The following is a 15,245-nucleotide window of genomic DNA, read 5'->3' as shown; positions in this document are numbered from 1 at the left end:
TTGCACCGCACCGCCCGCTTCAGGCAGTGCCGCCGCCGGTGCGGTGCCGGCCAGCTTGCCCTTGAGGGCGGCGAGCTCGTCATCCACCTCAGGAGCACCCTCGAGGGCCGCGAACTGACTCTCCAGATCGGCACCAGCCAACTCAGCGGCCGCCTGGCTGCGCGCTTCGAGGCTCTGCACCTTCTCCTCCATCCGCTCGAAGGCGGCCATGGAGCTGTTGGTGCCGAGGTTGCCAACGGCGCTCTGCAGTTGCTCCTGAGCCTGAGCCGCCTGGGCCCGGGCTTTGAGCATGTCTTTTTTGGTTTTGGCCTCGGCGATCTTGCTCTCAAGCTTCACCAGACTCTGCTTGAGCTGCTCCACCTGACCGGCCTGGCTCTGCAACTGGGTGTTAAGGGCCGTGGCCGTGTCCTGGCAGGTTTTGCGGCGGCCGAGGGCTTCGCGGGCCAGGTCTTCCTCGCCTTTCTTGAGCGCCAGCTCGGCGCGCTCGTACCAGGTGTTGGCTTGGGCTTCGGCTTGCTCGGCCTGGTTCTGGATGCGCTTCTGGCTGGCGATGGCCGTGGCCACAGCCTGGCGCAGCTTCACCAGATCGGCCTGCATGTCAGCCACCGACTGATCGAGGATCTTGGCCGGATCCTCCATGGCCCCCACCACGGCATTGGCGTTCGCGCGCACCAGACGGCTGAGGCGATCAAAAAAGCCCATGGCTAGGGATACGGGGCAGGCGACGAGGCTAACCAGTGCCCGCCGCAGCGGCACAGCGTGATTGCCGCATCTCCCGTAGCGTTGCGCCATGCCTACTGCCCCCCGCAACCAAACCCGGCGCCAGGGCAACGTGAACCTGCTGGTGCCGCCGCCGCGGCCGCCGCTGCAAACCGTGGTGGGCTGCCTGGAGCAGCTGCAGCAGCAGTGGCAGCGCGACGAAAACCTGGCGGCCCTGTGGCAGGCCTGGTCCAAGATCGCCGGCACCCAACTCGCGCCCCATTGCCGGCCGCTGCGGTTGCAGGGCGGGCGCCTTGTGGTGGGCGCCAGCCATCCCCAATGGCTGCAGGCGCTGCGCTTCAACAAACACCGCTTGCTGGGTGCCCTGAGAGGGGCTGGTTTTTCCGTGAAGGATCTGGTGCTGCAGCAGCATCAAGCCACCCCCTTGCCTCCCTTCGGCAGCGATGAGGAGGCACAGGTGTGGGCGCACCACCCCAGCCGGGTGGATGTGTTCGGGATGGACAGCTGCCCCAACTGCCAGCGGCCAGCACCCGCCGGTGAACTGCAGCGCTGGGGGCACTGCAGCTTCTGCCAGCGCGAGCGAATGGATAACGGCGTGGCCATGGGCACACCCGCCGAAGCCTGAGCCAAGACCCCGGCCCGCTCAGTAGCGCTCGGGCCTGGGCTGCTGCCAATCCGGCGGCGGCAGTCCAGCCGCCCGCAAACTCTGGGCCCATTGATCCAAGGCCTGCCGCGGCACCCGCCAAAGGGCGAACAAGCCTTCCTGAGCGAGGGGCTGGTGGACCAGCCCTCGCCAATGGGGTAGCTGGGCGGTGCGTTGATCGATCACCACCAAAACGGTGTTGTTGGCCGCCGGCGGAGATGGCTGCTGCCCGGCGCGGCGTTCATTCAGCAGGCGGTCATTGAGGTTGAGCGGGCCATTGGCTTGAACGCCCTCGTAGATCACCACCTGATCCGCATAGAAGTGGAGTGAGGGCTTGAGGATGCCCACCATCGCCAGGGGCTCGCCGCTGCGCCTCTGATCCAAGGCAGCGGCGGCAAGGCGCCGCAGCGGTGCCTGCCGCAGGCGATCCCCGAAGGCCACAAGAGGCTGGAGTGCCGTGACGGCAAAGGCCACTACCGCCAGCTGCTGGGCCAGCAACCACCATCGCCGCCATGGGGTTTGCGCCCAACAGAGCAGCACACCGGCCAACAAGGCAAGGCCGAAACAGAAGGCAGCGCGACTGAGCAGCCCCCCAGCCAGGAGCTCGGCCGGGAGCGTGGGCAGTTCCGGTTCATTAATCATTGGCACCCAGCGATCGGAGGCAGCCAACCCCGCTGCCAGCACGGCTTGCAGAGCCAGGGTGCTCACCACCACCCAGCGCGCCGGGCGCTGCTGTGCTGCCAGGGCGATCAACACACCGGCAGCTGGGGTGGCCGGGAGCCAGTAGCTGGGCAGCTTGGTGGCCGCCAGGGTGAAGAACAGCAGCACCGCCAACAGCCAGCAGGTGGCGTAGCGCTGCAGGGATTGCGCGGGCGGAAGGCTGGCGCCCCGGCCAGCGAAGCCTCCCGCTAATCCGGCGAGCAGCAGAGGCGTGAACGGCAGCGAAGCCACCACCAGCACCGGCAGAAAAAACCACCAGGGCTGAAGGTGGTTGTTCACCACGCCGGTGAAGCGCTGCAGGTTGTGGTAACCGAAGAAGCTCTCGATAAAGGGGCGCCCTTCCGCCAGCGCCGCCAGCCCATACCAGGGGAGGGCCACCAGGGCAGTGATGCCAAGACCCGGCCAGGGGCGCAGCCGGTCCGCCAACCCGCGCAGATCGCGCTGCCACAAACCAAAAGCGCTGAGGGTGATCCCAACGAGCACCACCGCCACAGGCCCCTTGGCCAGCACCGCCAGCCCCAGCAGGATCCAGGCCAACCAGGCGCGGCTGCTAGCGGCATAACAACGCCAGAACAGCAGCAGCACGGCCCCGAGCAAGCCGGTGAGCAAGGCATCGCTCACGGCGATGCGGCTCCACAGCAACACCAGCGGTGAAAGAGCAAAAGCCAGCGCAGCACTCACCGCGGTGATCGCCTGCTGGGATGGCGCAGGCCAGCGTCCGCCAGGCAAGGGCTGGGGCCAGCGCAGCAGCGTGGCCGCGATCACCAGCATCAAGCCCACGCTGCTCAACGCCGACGGCAGCCGGGCTGCCCAGGTGCCAAGGGGATCCCACTGCGGCTGGCCAGGCAGGGCATAGATCAGGCCCATCAGCCAGTACACCAGCGGTGGCTTGTCGTAGCGGGGCAAGCCATTCACCCGGGGAATCAGCCAGTCGCCCGTGCGCGCCATGGCCCGGGCCGAGGCGGCAAACAGCGGTGGGGTCTCATCCACCAACCCCGTGCTGCCGAGCCGCCAGACGAACAGGGCGAGGCCACAGATCAGCACCAACGGCAACACGAACCTGCGGGGCACCAGGGCGAGCTGCATCAGGCCCGACGTTATCGCTTACGGCTGCAGCCCCTGCTCCAGCCAGACCTCGATGCGCTCGGCCAGCACCTCCCGCGAGGCATGCAGCTCCACCCACTGGCGGCAGGAGCTGCGATCGATCCGCTCCACCTGCTTCACAGCCTCCGCCAGGGCCGTTACGTCGTCGGGTTCCACCAGCCAACCGTTCACCCCCGGCTGCACCAATTCACCCGGCCCACCGCGGCGGTAGGCCAGCACGGGCACACCACAGGCCATGGCTTCCACCACCACGTTGCCGTAAGCCTCATTCCACTTGGGCGTATTGAGCAGAGCCCGGCAACAACCCAGCTCCCCCTGCAGCTGCGCCGTGGGCAGGAAACCGCGCCATTGCAAGGTGCCCGCTGGCACCGAAGCCTGCACTGCGGCGGCATAGGCCTCGTCCTCCACCAGGCCCCACACCGCCAGCGGCATTCCGCAGCGGGCCGCCGCTGCCGCGGCATCCTCCAGGCCCTTCTCCGGCGCCACGCGACCCACCCAGCCGAGCAAGGCTTCGGGCTCGGTTCTGAACTGGTAGGCGCTCAGATCGAAGCCATTCCCCACCAGCAGCGCGGGGTGGGGAATGGCGAAGTCTGCGGCCTGAGCGGCGGTGTGAAAGGCCAGGCGGCGCTGATCCCAGGCGGCCACCTCGGCGATTACCGCATCCATGGCGGCGTTCACCGAACCCATGCTCACCAGGTGAAACAGGGGCAGCGGCGCTGTAGGCGTGAGCCAGAAGGGCAGCCAGTCGTAGCCGAGGTTGAGCACCGCATCGACCCCCGCAGCGGGCGCCTCAGCGAGCACTCGCCGCCAGAAGCGCGCCAGCAAGGCATCCGCAGGCATGGTGATCAGCGCCTCACGGCCCTGATGCTGCACGCTCGGTTGGGGCGATCCGCCGCAGCGCCAGAGCTCTGCGGCCGCACAATCCACCGGCAGCTGCGAACCTTCGGCCGCCAGCACGGTGATCCGATGCCCCCGCTGCAGCAGCCCTGCCACCAGACCCGCAAGGGTGAGCTCCACACCACCCCCGCGGCCACTACCCAATGGCCCCAGAGCTGTGGCCACCACCAACAGCTTCATGGCACCACCTCAGCCGCTGCGCTCCCGGGATGCCAGAGCAGGGCACGGCGGTTGATCAACACCACACTCACCAGGGCCAACGCCGCCCCCAGCCACTGCAGCGGCTCAAGCTGCTCGTCAAGCAGCACCACACCGCAGAGCAAGGCGAATACCGGCGTGAGAAAGGTGAGCGACGTGAAGCTTGTGAGATCGCCGCGGTTGGCAAACCAGAAGAACAAGCCATAGGCCACGGCACTGCCCAGCAGAGCGGCATAGACCATCAATCCCCACTGCAACAGGGTCCAATGGGGCCAGAACGGTGGCGCGTCCGCGCGGAACGCTGGCAGCAGTGCCGATCCGGCCAGCAGGGGCAGAGCACCCAACAGCATGTGCCAGCCGGTCACCGCCACCGCATCGCTGTGACGGCAGGCGTAGCGGCTGATCACGGTGCCAAGGGCCATCGCCAGGGCAGCGGCCAGCATCCAAAGCTCGCCATGGCTCCAGGCCTGATCCCCAAGAAACTCAGGCCCCATCAGCCACCAATGGCGCAGTAGCGGAGCCGGCAAGCCCAGGCAAAGAATGCCGAGCAACCCCACCAACAGCCCCAGCCAGCCCACCGGATTGATCGCATCACCAAACAGGCTGCGGGCCAGCAGAGCCACCAGCAGCGGCTGCGAATCGATCAACACCGAACCCAGACCAGCGCCCGTGCCCACAAGGCCCCGGGCAAGCAGGGCCTGAAAGGCGGTGGCATCCACCAGGGCAAACAGCACCAGCCACAGCCAATCGCGCCGGTCCACCCGCCAGTTGCCGCGCCAGAGCCAGGCGGCCAGCAGCAACACCACACCGGCCGGCAGCAGCCGCATCCAGGCCAGGGTCAAGGGGCCGGCGTCCACCAGCAGCGGCTTCATGGCCGCCATCGCCGTGCCCCAGAGGGCAAACGGCAACAACATCAGCAGCCAGCGCACCTTCACCAGCACCAGCGGCCTACAGGCTCCTTTTTAAGATCCAGCCACTGCACACCGCCTCGATGGTCTGGCCCTGGCGCCGCAAGTCCCGCCGCAAACTGGCGCGCATCGCCATCGAAGGGGCGATTGCCTCGAGTACCCGAGAGCGGGTGCTCAAAGCGCTGCGGGAGGTGGAGCAGCGCGAATTCCCAGCCCTGCTGCTGCGCATCGACAGCCCCGGCGGCACCGTGGGCGACAGCCAGGAGATCCATGCGGCCATCCAGCGGCTGCGAGAAAAGGGCTGCCGGGTGGTGGCCAGCTTCGGCAACATTTCTGCCTCCGGCGGGGTGTACGTGGGCGTCGCCGCCGAGAAGATCGTGGCCAATGCGGGCTCGATCACCGGCTCCATCGGCGTGATCCTGCGCGGCAACAACCTCTCCCGACTGCTGGAGCGGATCGGCGTGCAGTTTGAAACCGTGAAAAGCGGGGTTTATAAGGACATCCTTTCGCCGGATCGCGCCCTCACCGCCGGCGAGCGCCAGCTGCTGCAAGAGCTGATCGACTCCAGTTACAGCCAGTTTGTGACCGCCGTAGCCGCGGGCCGCAGGCTTGAGGAGAGCGTGGTGCGGGGCTTTGCCGATGGCCGGGTGTTCAGTGGCGCCCAGGCACTTGAGCTGGGCCTGGTGGATCAGCTGGGTGATGAAGAAAGCGCCCGCAGGCTGGCCTGTCAGCTGGCGGATCTCGATGAAGAAAAAACCCGCCCGATCAGCTTCGGGCAGCCCAAGAAACGCTTCGGAGGATTGATCCCGGGCGGCAACCTGTTTGCCCGCCTCAGCGATGCACTCCACCTGGAGCTGGCCTGGAGCGGCCAACCTCTCTGGCTGCATCGCCCATGACCAGCTCGGAACTACGGGCCCTGCGCGGCGCCACCACCGCCGCAGCCAACACCAGCGCGGCCATCAGCGAAGCCGTGGCTGAACTGATCGATGCCCTGGTGGAGCGCAACAACCTCAAAGGGGGTCAGATCCTGTCGGTCACCTTTTCGGTGACCGCCGATCTCGATGCCATCTTCCCGGCGGCGATTGCCCGGCGGCGTGAAGGGTGGGATGGCGTGGCCCTACTCGATTGCCAGCAGATGGCCGTGGCAGGCGATCTGCCTCGCTGCATCCGCCTGCTGGCCCATGCCTGGCTGGAGCAGCATCAGCCGGTGCGACATGCCTATCTGCGCGACGCTGCCCGGTTGCGCCCTGACTTGGCCGGCTGAGTCGCACTTGGTCACAGCTTCCAACCCCCGGGCCGGCACCCTGCAGAGCCCCGGGGTCAGCTCCGGCTGCCAAGAATGGTTGTCAACAACCACTTGCCCGATCCAATTCATGGCTGGGTTCCGCATGGGTGCCGCTGGCACCGCACTGGCAGCAGCCCTTGGGCTCGCCGGCGCTGCCGCCGCTCTCGCGCCGATGCTCCCCGCGAAGAGCCAGGGCACGCCTGGTCTTGTCGAGTTCCGCTGGGATGCCAGCAAGGACTACCGCAAGCTCTACTACTTCATCACCGACACCAAGCGCCTGAAGCGCTCGGAGTATTACCTGATCCTGAAGCCCAAGGACCGCAAGACGGCGATTCTCAAGCTCACCGTGGGGATCCCCAAGAGCTTTGACAGCAAGATCGATCCCAAGTTCGTCAAGCTCTGCTACATGAAGGAAGGCGGCATGCTCTCCCGCACCCGCTGCGAAGCCGATATCCCCGCCACCGTGGAGGTGGCTGCCGATGGCACCGCCATTGAGATCTTCCCGGATACTCCGGTGCCCGTGGGGAAGACCATCGGCGTGTACATCAACCTGTTCAATCCCTTCAACATTGGGATGTATCAGTTCAACGCCCTAGCCCAGGCCCCTGGCGACGTGCCCGTTTCGGGGTATCTCGGCAGTTGGGTGATCCAGATCGATCCCCAGAGCGACTGAGCCAAGGCGGGCTGGTAGGTTGGGCGATCGACGTTGAAGGCGCAGCCGAGCCGGAGCCATGACCAAGCGCACCCTTGAAGGAACCAGCCGTAAGCGCAAGCGTGTGTCGGGCTTCCGCGTTCGCATGCGCAGCCACACCGGCCGCCGCGTGATCCGCTCCCGCCGTAAGCGTGGCCGCGCCCGCCTGGCGGTCTGAGCTTCCGGACTGATCCGTTCACACCACTGCCCCCGCCAGCCCGTTTCCGATGGTTCTATCCCGGGAACACAGGCTGCGGGGGCGGTTTGTGTTTGACCGCATCTACCAGAAAGGTCAGCGACACCACGGCAGCCTGATGGTGCTGCGCTGCCTGAACGCGCAGCCCGAGCTGCTCAAGCCCGATCCCCGCGACCACAGCCCCAACAGCTGCCGGATAGCGGTGGTGGTAAGCAGCAAAGTGAGCAAACGTTCGGTGCGCCGCAACCAGCTGCGCCGGTTGTTCCATAGCCACCTCACCGCGGCCGTGCGCGCGCGGCCCGATCAAGCGAGCGGCCGCTGGCTGCTGATCTCCCTCAAACCCGGCAGCGCCGAAGCCAGCGACGAGGCCCTGCTGGGAGAATGTTCTCAACTCCTCGCCAAGGCAGGTCTACGGCCATGACAGGCACGCCCAAGACGCCCCCGGTGGCTCCCGGAGCCAGCATCAACGAAGACGTCTTCTACGCAGGCGGGCCCGCCAAGGGCGACCTGATCACCAACCTGCTGTTCGGCCTCACCCTGATCGGCATTCCCTTTGCTGTAGGAGCGATCGTGCGAGCTCTCTGGCTGCGCTTTCGCATCACCAGCCGACGCGTGGAAGTGAGCGGTGGCTGGCTTGGCCGCGACCGCAGCCAGGTGGTGTACAGCCAGATCCGCGAGGTGCGCTCCGTGGCCCGCGGCCTCGGCTTCTGGGGCGACATGGTGCTGGTGCTCAACGACGGCACCAAGCTCGAGATGCGCGCCGTGCCCCACTACAAGAACGCTGAGGCCTACATCGAAGAGCGGATGGCGGCCAGCTCGGCTTCCAAGGCCAGCAACAAAACCGGCTTCAACAACAACGCGGCGGCCTGAGCCATCCGCCTGACACACTGGCTCCACTCCCCTTCTCCCCGGACCTGCACACGCCGTGATCGGCTACATCTCCGACAATCTGCTGCTGCCGATCCTCGACTTCTTCTACGGATTGGTGCCGAGCTACGGCCTGGCGATCATTGCCCTCACCGTGGTGATCCGCCTGGCGCTGTTCCCCCTCAGTGCCGGCTCGATCCGCAGCGCTCGGCGCATGCGCATCGCCCAGCCGGTGATGCAGAAGCGCCAGGCCGAGATCAAGGCCAAGTACGCCAACAATCCCCAGAAGCAACAGGAGGAGCTGGGGACGCTGATGAAGGAGTTCGGCAGCCCGCTCTCGGGTTGCCTACCCCTGCTGGTGCAGATGCCCATCCTGTTCGCGCTGTTCGCCACGCTGCGCGGATCACCGTTCGCCGATGTGCCTTACACCCTCAACCTGAAGGTTCTGCCGGCTGAACAGATCGCCGCGGTTGAACCCAAGCCGTTCAACAGCCCGAGCCACTCGATCTTCGTGACCGCCACCAATCACGTGCCGGTGGTGGCCACCCTTGAGAAGGGCAACAAGCTCGGCGTGGGTGACATCGAAACCGTGAGCCTCCACACCAAAGACGGCTCGAGTTTCGCCTCGGTGCTCAGCGGCGTGGAGAACGGCAGCGCCTTCACACCCACCTGGAGCGTCACTAAGGGTGAAGGCCTGGCGAGCGTGGATCAGAACGGCACCATCCACGCCATCGCCCCCGGCGATGTGACCGTGGAAGCCAAAATCCCCGGCCTGGCAGCTCGCAGCGGCTTCCTGTTCATCAAGGCGCTCGGCCAGGTGGGCTTCTACACCGATGGCGCCATCAACTGGGATATCGCCATCCTGGTTGCCGCCTTCGGCGCCAGCCTGTTTGTGAGCCAAATCCTCTCTGGGATGGGGATGCCCGCCAATCCGCAGCAGGCCACGGCCAACAAGATCACGCCCGTGATGATCACCGGCATGTTCCTGTTCTTCCCGCTGCCCGCTGGCGTGCTGCTCTACATGGTGGTGGCCAACATCTTCCAGGCCACCCAAACCTTCCTGCTCACCCGCGAGGCCCTGCCCGACAACCTGCAGGCGATCCTCGATCAGCAGCTTGCGGCCGAAGCGAAAACGGTCACAGCCACCGTGAGTGGCAGCGAGCGCCTGCCCTTTGAGCCCAAGGGCAAGAAGTGAGCCAATGAGCGCAGCGCGACCCGCAGCGCAGCCCGTGGGGGATCCCCTGCAGCCTGTGCCGCTGCAGGAGTTGCGGCCCCTGGCCGAAGGGCGCAGCTGGCATGTGCATCAAACCCTCAGCGAGCTGGAGAGCCTCACACCCGTGCGGGGTGAACTCCGGGCCGTTCATCGCGGCAACATCCTTGAGGTCGGTGGCCACGCCAGCACGATCATCACCCTGCGCTGCGATCGCTGCCTTCAGCACTACAACCACCCCCTGAGCTTCGCGCACCATGAGGTGCTATGGCTGGGCGATCAGTCACGGCTTGAGGGCATCGCCGCTGCCACCCTGCTGGAGGGTGGCAGTGACGTGCTTGAGCTCGACCCCGACGCTCTCACCGAAAGCCTCGATCCCACCGGCAACTTCGACCCTGAGCATTGGCTGTTTGAGCAGCTCAGCTTGCAGCTGCCGCTGGTGAACCGCTGCGGCAGCGATTGCCCCGGCCCCGAGCTGCTGGGTGCTCCAGCCGAAGACGAACCGATCGATCCGCGCTGGGCGGCCCTGAAGAAGCTGCAGCCATGAGCCAGGTCTGGGCCGACCACCTCGATCTGCTGATCCGGGCGCGAACCCCCATCCTCTGGATTCGCAGCCAGGAGGAGGAGCGCATCGCCGCCCTGCTGGCCGCCGCAGGCAAGCGCCTCGGCAACCGAGCTCTGGCCCGTTGGGATTTCATCAGTGGCCTGCAGGGCTGGCCGGGCCGCGATGGCGAAGCAGCCCGCAATCCGCTCGCCGCGCTCGAGAGCTTGGCGGCCCTACCTGCGGAGCAGCCGGCGCTGCTGATGCTGCACGACTTCCACCGCTACTGCGAGGACGCCAGCATCTGCCGCAAGCTGCGCAACCTGGCCACCAGCCTGCGCCAGCAACCCCACACCTTGGTGATCACAGCCGCCGACTGGCAGCCGCCCCGCGATCTCGATGAATGCATCACCTTGCTGGATCTTCCCCTGCCGGATCAGCAGGAGATCGAGGCACTGCTGCGCAACATCGCTCAGGCCAGCGGCAAAACCCTGGATGTGTCAGTGCTCGAGCAGCTCAGCCACAGCTGCAGCGGCTTGAGCGAGCAGCGCATCCGCCAGGTGGCAGCCAGGGGGCTCGCCAGCCGCGGCGAGCTGGGGCTGGCTGACCTCGATGAAGTGCTCGAGGAAAAACGCCAGGCCATCGCCCGCAGCGAGCTACTCGAGTACTGCCCTACCGAAGCCACCCCCGCCGATATTGGCGGCCTGGACGCCCTGAAGCGTTGGCTGGAGCAGCGCCACATGGCCTTCAGCGATGACGCACGCCGCTACGGCCTGCCGCTCCCGCGTGGCGTGCTGCTGGTGGGCCCGCAAGGCACCGGCAAATCACTCACGGCCAAGGCGATCGCCCACAGCTGGGCGATGCCGCTATTGCGCCTCGATGTTGGCCGCCTGTTCGCCGGGCTGGTGGGCGCCTCCGAAGCACGCACCCGCGACATGATCCAGCGGGCCGAGGCCATGGCCCCCTGCGTGCTCTGGATCGATGAGATCGACAAGGGCTTCGGCGCCACCGGTGATGGCCGCAGTGATGGCGGCACCAGCCAGCGGGTGCTGGCCAGCCTGCTCACATGGATGGCGGAAAAGAGCAGCGCCGTGTTTGTGGTGGCCACCGCTAATGGGGTAGAGACACTCCCCCCAGAGCTGCTGCGCAAGGGCCGCTTCGATGAAATCTTCCTGCTCGACCTACCGGATGCAGCAGAGCGCAGCGCCATCCTCGATCTGCAGCTGAGGCGCCGCCGCCCCGATCACAGCTTGCCGCTGGAGGTGGTGGTCGACCGCACGGCAGGCTTCTCTGGCGCCGAGCTGGAGCAAGTGGTGATCGAGGCGATGCACCAGGCCTTCAGCGAGCAGCGCGAATTCGGCGAAAGCGATCTGATCAGCGCCGCCGCTCAGTTGGTGCCGCTCTCGCGCACCGCACGCGAACAACTGGAAGCGCTGCAGCAATGGGCCAGCAGCGGCCGCGCCAGGCCAGCCTCCACCCGTCAGCGCAGCTGACATTGCGCCGCGTAACGAAGACCAACGCCAGGTAAAGAACTCAGGCCTGGAGCGATTGCCGCCAGCAAGCTGCCCGCAATCGAGTCCAAGCCCATGGAGCAGCGCCCAGCCCTCACCACCCAACTGGCAGTTGCCTGCCTCGGCGCCGGCGTGATCACCAGCTTCGCCGTCGCCCAGGGCCAGAACCCGCTCACCGCGCTCAGCATCACCCTCTTCTCCGCCGTCGCAGCGGTCATGGTGGGGCAGGTGATCTAACCCGCAGGCATGCGCACCCTCTGCCCCGCCCTCGCCAACAAGACCTACTTCAACTACGGCGGGCAAGGGCCTCTGCCCACTCCTTCGCTGCAAGCGATCACCGCCAGCTGGCAGCGCATTCAGGAGATAGGGCCCTTCACCGGAGCGGTGTGGCCCTTCATCGAACGGGAAACCGCACGGGTGCGCCAAGCCTTGGCGGCGCTCTGTGGCGTGGGGCCTCACCGCTTGGCCCTCACGGAAAACGTAACCAGCGGCTGCGTACTGCCGCTCTGGGGCCTGCCCTGGTCCACTGGTGATCAGCTGCTGATCAGCGACTGCGAACACCCCGGCGTGGTGGCGGCTTGCCAGGAACTGGCGCGGCGCGAAGGGCTTGAGATCCGCTGGCTGCCGGTGCTGGAGCTCTGCAAAACCCATGGCCAAAGCACCTTGGCTGCAGCGGTGCTCACCTCGCTAGAGCAGGCGCTCACACCGCAAACACGGCTCGTAGCCCTCTCCCATCTGCTCTGGAACAGTGGCAGCGTGATGCCGATCACCGCTGTGGCCGAGCGACTTCAGCAGCAGCCCAGCCGGCCCTGGTTGCTGGTGGATGCAGCCCAATCGATGGGGGCGATCCCCGTAGAAGAGGCCGCTGCCGCCGCCGACATTTATGCCTTCACCGGCCACAAGTGGTGCTGCGGGCCGGAGGGTCTCGGCGGTGTGGCTCTCTCAGAGCGGCTGCTCGATCAGGCGCAACCCACCCTGATCGGTTGGCGCAGCCTGCGCCACGAGGCCTCCGCCGCCAGCAGCTTCCACAGCGATGCCCGCCGCTTTGAGGTGGCCACCTCTTGCGTGCCGCTCTGCAGCGGCCTGGCCACCTCGCTGGAGCTGCTATCGGCGGAGGGCACAGCAGCCCAACGGCTGGAGCGAATTCAGGCGGGCAGCCGCCGGCTCTGGCAGGGGCTGCAAACGATTGCGGGGGTGAGCACCCTGCTGCCGGAGCCGCCGCCGGCAGGGCTCGTGAGCTTCACGCTGGCGGGGCGCACCAGCAGCTCAGTGGTAGAGCACCTTGGCGAGCAGGGCCTCTGGATCCGCCGCTTGGATGATCCCGATTGCCTCCGGGCCTGCACCCACATCACCACCACCGAAGCGGAGATCGGAAAGCTGCTGGAAGCCCTGAGCGATCTCGCTTAACAGGGCCGCTCCCGCAGCGCTTTCTCTGCTTCTTCGCGGTCGTCGAAGTGGATCTTGGTGGTGCCGAGGATCTGATAATCCTCGTGGCCCTTGCCGGCGATCAGCACCAGATCATCCGGCTGAGCAGCCGCCACCACAGTTGCGATGGCCCGGCCCCGATCAGCCTCCACCTGCACCGCCACGCCCTCAGGAATGCCAGCGACCACATCGTTGAGGATCTGCTGAGGGTCTTCGGTGCGGGGGTTATCGGAGGTGACGACCACCTGATCCGCCAGGCGCGCGGCAATCGAACCCATCAGCGGTCGCTTGGTGCGATCGCGATCACCACCGCAGCCGAACACGCAGATCAACTGCCCCCGAGCAAACGGCCGGCACGCCTTCAGGGCACTTTCGAGGCCATCGGGTGTGTGGGCGTAATCCACCAGCACCGCTGGCAAGGAGCCTTCACAGCACTCCGCCCGGCCAACGCCCACCCGCTCCATGCGGCCCGGCACCCCACGGAAGCTGGTGAGGCCCTGCAGCAGGTTCGCCAGGGGCAGGCCCTGCTGGAGCAGCGCACCCACCGCCTGCAGCTGATTCATCAGGTTGAAGCGCCCCAGCAACGGCGACTGGAAACGCCCGCTCCCCATTGGGCTTACCAGCACGCCGCTCACACCTTCGGAGCTGAACTGCAGCTGCTCCATCCGCAGCTCCGTATCACTGCCCTCCTGCAGGGAGCTACGCCAGGCATGGTTGCCCAGCCGCTGGGCCAGCTTCTCGCCCCAGGGATCATCCACATTCACCACTGCTGTGGCCTGGCCTGGCTTCAGCTCGAGGAAGCCTGAACTGAACAGGCTGGCCTTGGCCTCGAAGTAGGCCTCCATCGACGGGTGGTAGTCGAGGTGGTCCTGGGTGAGGTTGGTGAACACCGCCCCCGCGAACCGGCAGCCACTCACGCGCTGTTGATCCAGGGCGTGGGAGCTCACCTCCATCGCTCCAACCTGGGAACCAGCCTCAACAGACTGAGCCAGCTGCCCCTGCAGCACATCGGCAAAAGCCGTGGTGTGTTGTGCGGTAACGCTGTGCCCCGGCCAGCGGTTCACCAACGTGCCAAACAGGGCGGAGGGCATGCCGCAATGGGCGGCGAGATGTTCGATCAGATGGGTGGTGGTGGTTTTGCCGTTGGTGCCGGTCACCCCGATCAGGTGCAGGCGCTGGCTGGGCTGCTGCCAGAACTCCGCCGCCAGCAGTCCGGCCCAGCGAGCAACGGGTTCGGTGACCACCAGCACCGGATCGTGATCGGCGGGAGGGCAGGCCTCCGCCGCAGCACGGCCGATCACTGCCAGCACCGCACCGGCTTGGAGCGCCTGGGGCCAGAACAGCCCGCCATCCACCTGCGCACCCGGCAATCCCACGAACACGGTGCCGGGGCCCACGCGCCGCGAGTCGCAGCTGACGCTGGTCACCTCACCGTTGGCCAAACCCGGCGGCACCGCCAGGCCAACCTGACGCAGCAGAGGGTGAAGCCGATCGGACATGGCGGCAGCGCTGATGCGCTTGTTTTAGGCGCAATCCAGGCATCCAACGTTGCCGCTGCAACCAGTCTTGTGAGCCTCAAGCAAGACTGAGGCAACCGCCGGCGTCAGGGCAGGCCCTGCTCCTGCAGCCAAGTGCCCAGCTGATGCGCTGACAGGCGCGGCGACAGGCGCGGCAACACCCGCTCCGCTGCCCCCTCACGCCGCAGCAGCACAGGCACTTCGAAGTCAAAACGCGCCTTTAGGGCTGGATCGGCATCCACATCGAGGCGCGTGTAGGCCAGGCCTAAAGCCAAAAGCTTCTCCTCGAGGCCGTCGCAGAGGCAGCAGCCCTCGCGGGTGATCAGCACCAACTCAGCCATCAGTCGGGCACCGGGTCGCAGCCGCAAGGGGTGAAGGGATGACAGCGCAGCAGCCTGCGCAAGGTGAGCCAGCTCCCACGCCAGGGGCCGTGACGCTCGATCGCTTCAAGGCCATAGGCGCTGCAACTGGGGATAAAGCGGCAGCGGGGCGGGCCCAGCAGCGGTGAGATGAACTGGCGGTAGATGCCGATCAAGGCCAGGAGCAACCGTTGCAGCAGCTGGTTCATGGACAGCGCGAGGGTGGAACCAGGGCCGAGCGATAGGATCGACCACTGGCGTGGCATCAGCCCGCTGGATGAGCTGCCTGCTTGCGGGATTCTCGCAAGAGCGCTCGCCAGCCTTCGGCTCTCAGCCTCGCCCGACTGCCCAACCATCACGGTTTTCTATGTCTCGCTACCGCGGCCCTCGTCTGAGGATCACGCGGCGCTTGGGAGACCTTCCCGGTCTCACCCGTAAGTCCGCCAAGCGGTC

The 15,245-nt window shown here is 66.6% G+C and carries 19 protein-coding genes and 1 pseudogene; 13 read left to right on the top strand and 7 right to left on the bottom strand.

Annotated elements, in window-relative coordinates:
- A partial coding sequence (locus ACIQ2E_RS05030; RefSeq protein WP_398327072.1) for a PspA/IM30 family protein occupies nucleotides 1-702 on the bottom strand: 702 nt, incomplete at its 3' end.
- An 88-nt stretch (nucleotides 703-790) separates the two neighbouring features.
- Here ACIQ2E_RS05030 and ACIQ2E_RS05025 point away from each other — a divergent pair.
- Nucleotides 791-1,345, top strand: a complete 555-nt coding sequence (locus ACIQ2E_RS05025; RefSeq protein ID WP_398327069.1) for a DUF721 domain-containing protein — start codon at nucleotides 791-793, stop codon at nucleotides 1,343-1,345.
- Between the two features lie 18 nt (nucleotides 1,346-1,363).
- Here ACIQ2E_RS05025 and ACIQ2E_RS05020 read toward each other — a convergent pair whose 3' ends face one another.
- From ACIQ2E_RS05020 to ACIQ2E_RS05010, 3 genes are read right to left on the bottom strand one after another with little or no spacing between them, the layout of a single operon-like run.
- Nucleotides 1,364-3,169, bottom strand: a complete 1,806-nt coding sequence (locus tag ACIQ2E_RS05020) for an ArnT family glycosyltransferase (protein WP_398327066.1) — start codon at nucleotides 3,167-3,169, stop codon at nucleotides 1,364-1,366.
- A gap of 18 nt (nucleotides 3,170-3,187) precedes the next feature.
- Complete coding sequence (locus ACIQ2E_RS05015; protein ID WP_398327063.1) at nucleotides 3,188-4,264, bottom strand: glycosyltransferase; 1,077 nt, start codon at nucleotides 4,262-4,264, stop codon at nucleotides 3,188-3,190.
- A complete protein-coding gene (locus ACIQ2E_RS05010) occupies nucleotides 4,261-5,196 on the bottom strand; it encodes a DMT family transporter (protein ID WP_398327075.1) in 936 nt (311 codons plus the stop codon). Before ACIQ2E_RS05010 ends, ACIQ2E_RS05015 begins: the two co-directional genes overlap by 4 nt.
- A 77-nt stretch (nucleotides 5,197-5,273) precedes the next feature.
- Between ACIQ2E_RS05010 and sppA the strand changes: the two genes are divergently transcribed.
- From sppA to ACIQ2E_RS04955, 11 genes are all read left to right on the top strand, one after another.
- Entirely contained in the window at nucleotides 5,274-6,086 is an 813-nt protein-coding gene (gene sppA, locus ACIQ2E_RS05005) for a signal peptide peptidase SppA (protein ID WP_398327060.1), read from the top strand.
- Nucleotides 6,083-6,454, top strand: a complete 372-nt coding sequence (gene aroH, locus ACIQ2E_RS05000; RefSeq protein ID WP_398327057.1) for a chorismate mutase — start codon at nucleotides 6,083-6,085, stop codon at nucleotides 6,452-6,454. Before sppA ends, aroH begins: the two co-directional genes overlap by 4 nt.
- A 109-nt stretch (nucleotides 6,455-6,563) precedes the next feature.
- Complete coding sequence (locus ACIQ2E_RS04995; RefSeq protein WP_398327054.1) at nucleotides 6,564-7,148, top strand: DUF2808 domain-containing protein; 585 nt, start codon at nucleotides 6,564-6,566, stop codon at nucleotides 7,146-7,148.
- Between the two features lie 58 nt (nucleotides 7,149-7,206).
- Nucleotides 7,207-7,344, top strand: a complete 138-nt coding sequence (gene rpmH / locus ACIQ2E_RS04990) for a 50S ribosomal protein L34 (RefSeq protein WP_010303865.1) — start codon at nucleotides 7,207-7,209, stop codon at nucleotides 7,342-7,344.
- A 49-nt stretch (nucleotides 7,345-7,393) separates the two neighbouring features.
- Nucleotides 7,394-7,783: a ribonuclease P protein component gene (gene rnpA / locus ACIQ2E_RS04985; protein ID WP_398327051.1), complete on the top strand. Its 390-nt coding sequence runs from the start codon at nucleotides 7,394-7,396 to the stop codon at nucleotides 7,781-7,783.
- Complete coding sequence (locus ACIQ2E_RS04980) at nucleotides 7,780-8,232, top strand: PH domain-containing protein (RefSeq protein WP_398327048.1); 453 nt, start codon at nucleotides 7,780-7,782, stop codon at nucleotides 8,230-8,232. Before rnpA ends, ACIQ2E_RS04980 begins: the two co-directional genes overlap by 4 nt.
- A gap of 55 nt (nucleotides 8,233-8,287) precedes the next feature.
- Nucleotides 8,288-9,424: a membrane protein insertase YidC gene (gene yidC, locus ACIQ2E_RS04975; protein WP_398327045.1), complete on the top strand. Its 1,137-nt coding sequence runs from the start codon at nucleotides 8,288-8,290 to the stop codon at nucleotides 9,422-9,424.
- Nucleotides 9,425-9,428: 4 nt separating this feature from the next.
- Complete coding sequence (locus tag ACIQ2E_RS04970) at nucleotides 9,429-9,986, top strand: YceD family protein (RefSeq protein ID WP_398327042.1); 558 nt, start codon at nucleotides 9,429-9,431, stop codon at nucleotides 9,984-9,986.
- Entirely contained in the window at nucleotides 9,983-11,473 is a 1,491-nt protein-coding gene (locus ACIQ2E_RS04965) for an AAA family ATPase (RefSeq protein WP_398327039.1), read from the top strand. The genes ACIQ2E_RS04970 and ACIQ2E_RS04965 overlap by 4 nt, the downstream gene beginning before the upstream one ends.
- 93 nt (nucleotides 11,474-11,566) lie before the next feature.
- Nucleotides 11,567-11,728, top strand: a complete 162-nt coding sequence (locus ACIQ2E_RS04960) for a hypothetical protein (protein ID WP_296368844.1) — start codon at nucleotides 11,567-11,569, stop codon at nucleotides 11,726-11,728.
- A 9-nt stretch (nucleotides 11,729-11,737) separates the two neighbouring features.
- Nucleotides 11,738-12,898, top strand: coding sequence for an aminotransferase class V-fold PLP-dependent enzyme (locus ACIQ2E_RS04955; protein ID WP_398327035.1), 1,161 nt, complete (start codon nucleotides 11,738-11,740; stop codon nucleotides 12,896-12,898).
- On the opposite strand, the gene ACIQ2E_RS04950 is transcribed toward ACIQ2E_RS04955, so the two are convergent.
- From ACIQ2E_RS04950 to yidD, 3 genes are all read right to left on the bottom strand, one after another.
- A complete protein-coding gene (locus tag ACIQ2E_RS04950) occupies nucleotides 12,895-14,415 on the bottom strand; it encodes a UDP-N-acetylmuramoyl-L-alanyl-D-glutamate--2,6-diaminopimelate ligase (protein WP_398327032.1) in 1,521 nt (506 codons plus the stop codon). The genes ACIQ2E_RS04955 and ACIQ2E_RS04950 overlap by 4 nt on opposite strands.
- 104 nt (nucleotides 14,416-14,519) lie before the next feature.
- Nucleotides 14,520-14,774, bottom strand: coding sequence for a glutaredoxin family protein (locus ACIQ2E_RS04945; protein ID WP_398327029.1), 255 nt, complete (start codon nucleotides 14,772-14,774; stop codon nucleotides 14,520-14,522).
- On the bottom strand, nucleotides 14,774-15,058 hold the full coding sequence (gene yidD / locus ACIQ2E_RS04940; protein WP_398327026.1) for a membrane protein insertion efficiency factor YidD: 285 nt from the start codon (nucleotides 15,056-15,058) through the stop codon (nucleotides 14,774-14,776). Before yidD ends, ACIQ2E_RS04945 begins: the two co-directional genes overlap by 1 nt.
- A 101-nt stretch (nucleotides 15,059-15,159) precedes the next feature.
- Here yidD and ACIQ2E_RS04935 point away from each other — a divergent pair.
- Nucleotides 15,160-15,245: pseudogene (locus ACIQ2E_RS04935) on the top strand (30S ribosomal protein S4); the annotation flags it as partial.

This window comes from Vulcanococcus sp. (assembly GCF_044369115.1).
Classification (GTDB): domain Bacteria; phylum Cyanobacteriota; class Cyanobacteriia; order PCC-6307; family Cyanobiaceae; genus Vulcanococcus.
The sequence above is the reverse complement of the archived record's forward strand: the minus strand, read 5'-3'. Positions and strand labels throughout refer to the sequence as shown.

What these genes read in the sequence shown, in the direction of transcription:
- rpmH (WP_010303865.1), top strand. Translation starts at nt 7,207, where the DNA reads ATGACCAAGCGCACCCTTGAAGGAACCAGCCGTAAGCGCAAGCGTGTG.
- rnpA (WP_398327051.1), top strand. Translation starts at nt 7,394, where the DNA reads ATGGTTCTATCCCGGGAACACAGGCTGCGGGGGCGGTTTGTGTTTGAC.
- sppA (WP_398327060.1), top strand. Translation starts at nt 5,274, where the DNA reads ATGGTCTGGCCCTGGCGCCGCAAGTCCCGCCGCAAACTGGCGCGCATC.
- ACIQ2E_RS04960 (WP_296368844.1), top strand. Translation starts at nt 11,567, where the DNA reads ATGGAGCAGCGCCCAGCCCTCACCACCCAACTGGCAGTTGCCTGCCTC.
- aroH (WP_398327057.1), top strand. Translation starts at nt 6,083, where the DNA reads ATGACCAGCTCGGAACTACGGGCCCTGCGCGGCGCCACCACCGCCGCA.
- ACIQ2E_RS04965 (WP_398327039.1), top strand. Translation starts at nt 9,983, where the DNA reads ATGAGCCAGGTCTGGGCCGACCACCTCGATCTGCTGATCCGGGCGCGA.
- ACIQ2E_RS04980 (WP_398327048.1), top strand. Translation starts at nt 7,780, where the DNA reads ATGACAGGCACGCCCAAGACGCCCCCGGTGGCTCCCGGAGCCAGCATC.
- ACIQ2E_RS05020 (WP_398327066.1), bottom strand. Translation starts at nt 3,169, where the DNA reads ATGCAGCTCGCCCTGGTGCCCCGCAGGTTCGTGTTGCCGTTGGTGCTG.
- ACIQ2E_RS04955 (WP_398327035.1), top strand. Translation starts at nt 11,738, where the DNA reads ATGCGCACCCTCTGCCCCGCCCTCGCCAACAAGACCTACTTCAACTAC.
- ACIQ2E_RS05025 (WP_398327069.1), top strand. Translation starts at nt 791, where the DNA reads ATGCCTACTGCCCCCCGCAACCAAACCCGGCGCCAGGGCAACGTGAAC.
- ACIQ2E_RS04995 (WP_398327054.1), top strand. Translation starts at nt 6,564, where the DNA reads ATGGCTGGGTTCCGCATGGGTGCCGCTGGCACCGCACTGGCAGCAGCC.
- yidD (WP_398327026.1), bottom strand. Translation starts at nt 15,058, where the DNA reads ATGCCACGCCAGTGGTCGATCCTATCGCTCGGCCCTGGTTCCACCCTC.
- ACIQ2E_RS04945 (WP_398327029.1), bottom strand. Translation starts at nt 14,774, where the DNA reads ATGGCTGAGTTGGTGCTGATCACCCGCGAGGGCTGCTGCCTCTGCGAC.
- ACIQ2E_RS04970 (WP_398327042.1), top strand. Translation starts at nt 9,429, where the DNA reads ATGAGCGCAGCGCGACCCGCAGCGCAGCCCGTGGGGGATCCCCTGCAG.
- ACIQ2E_RS05010 (WP_398327075.1), bottom strand. Translation starts at nt 5,196, where the DNA reads ATGTTGTTGCCGTTTGCCCTCTGGGGCACGGCGATGGCGGCCATGAAG.
- ACIQ2E_RS05015 (WP_398327063.1), bottom strand. Translation starts at nt 4,264, where the DNA reads ATGAAGCTGTTGGTGGTGGCCACAGCTCTGGGGCCATTGGGTAGTGGC.
- ACIQ2E_RS04950 (WP_398327032.1), bottom strand. Translation starts at nt 14,415, where the DNA reads ATGTCCGATCGGCTTCACCCTCTGCTGCGTCAGGTTGGCCTGGCGGTG.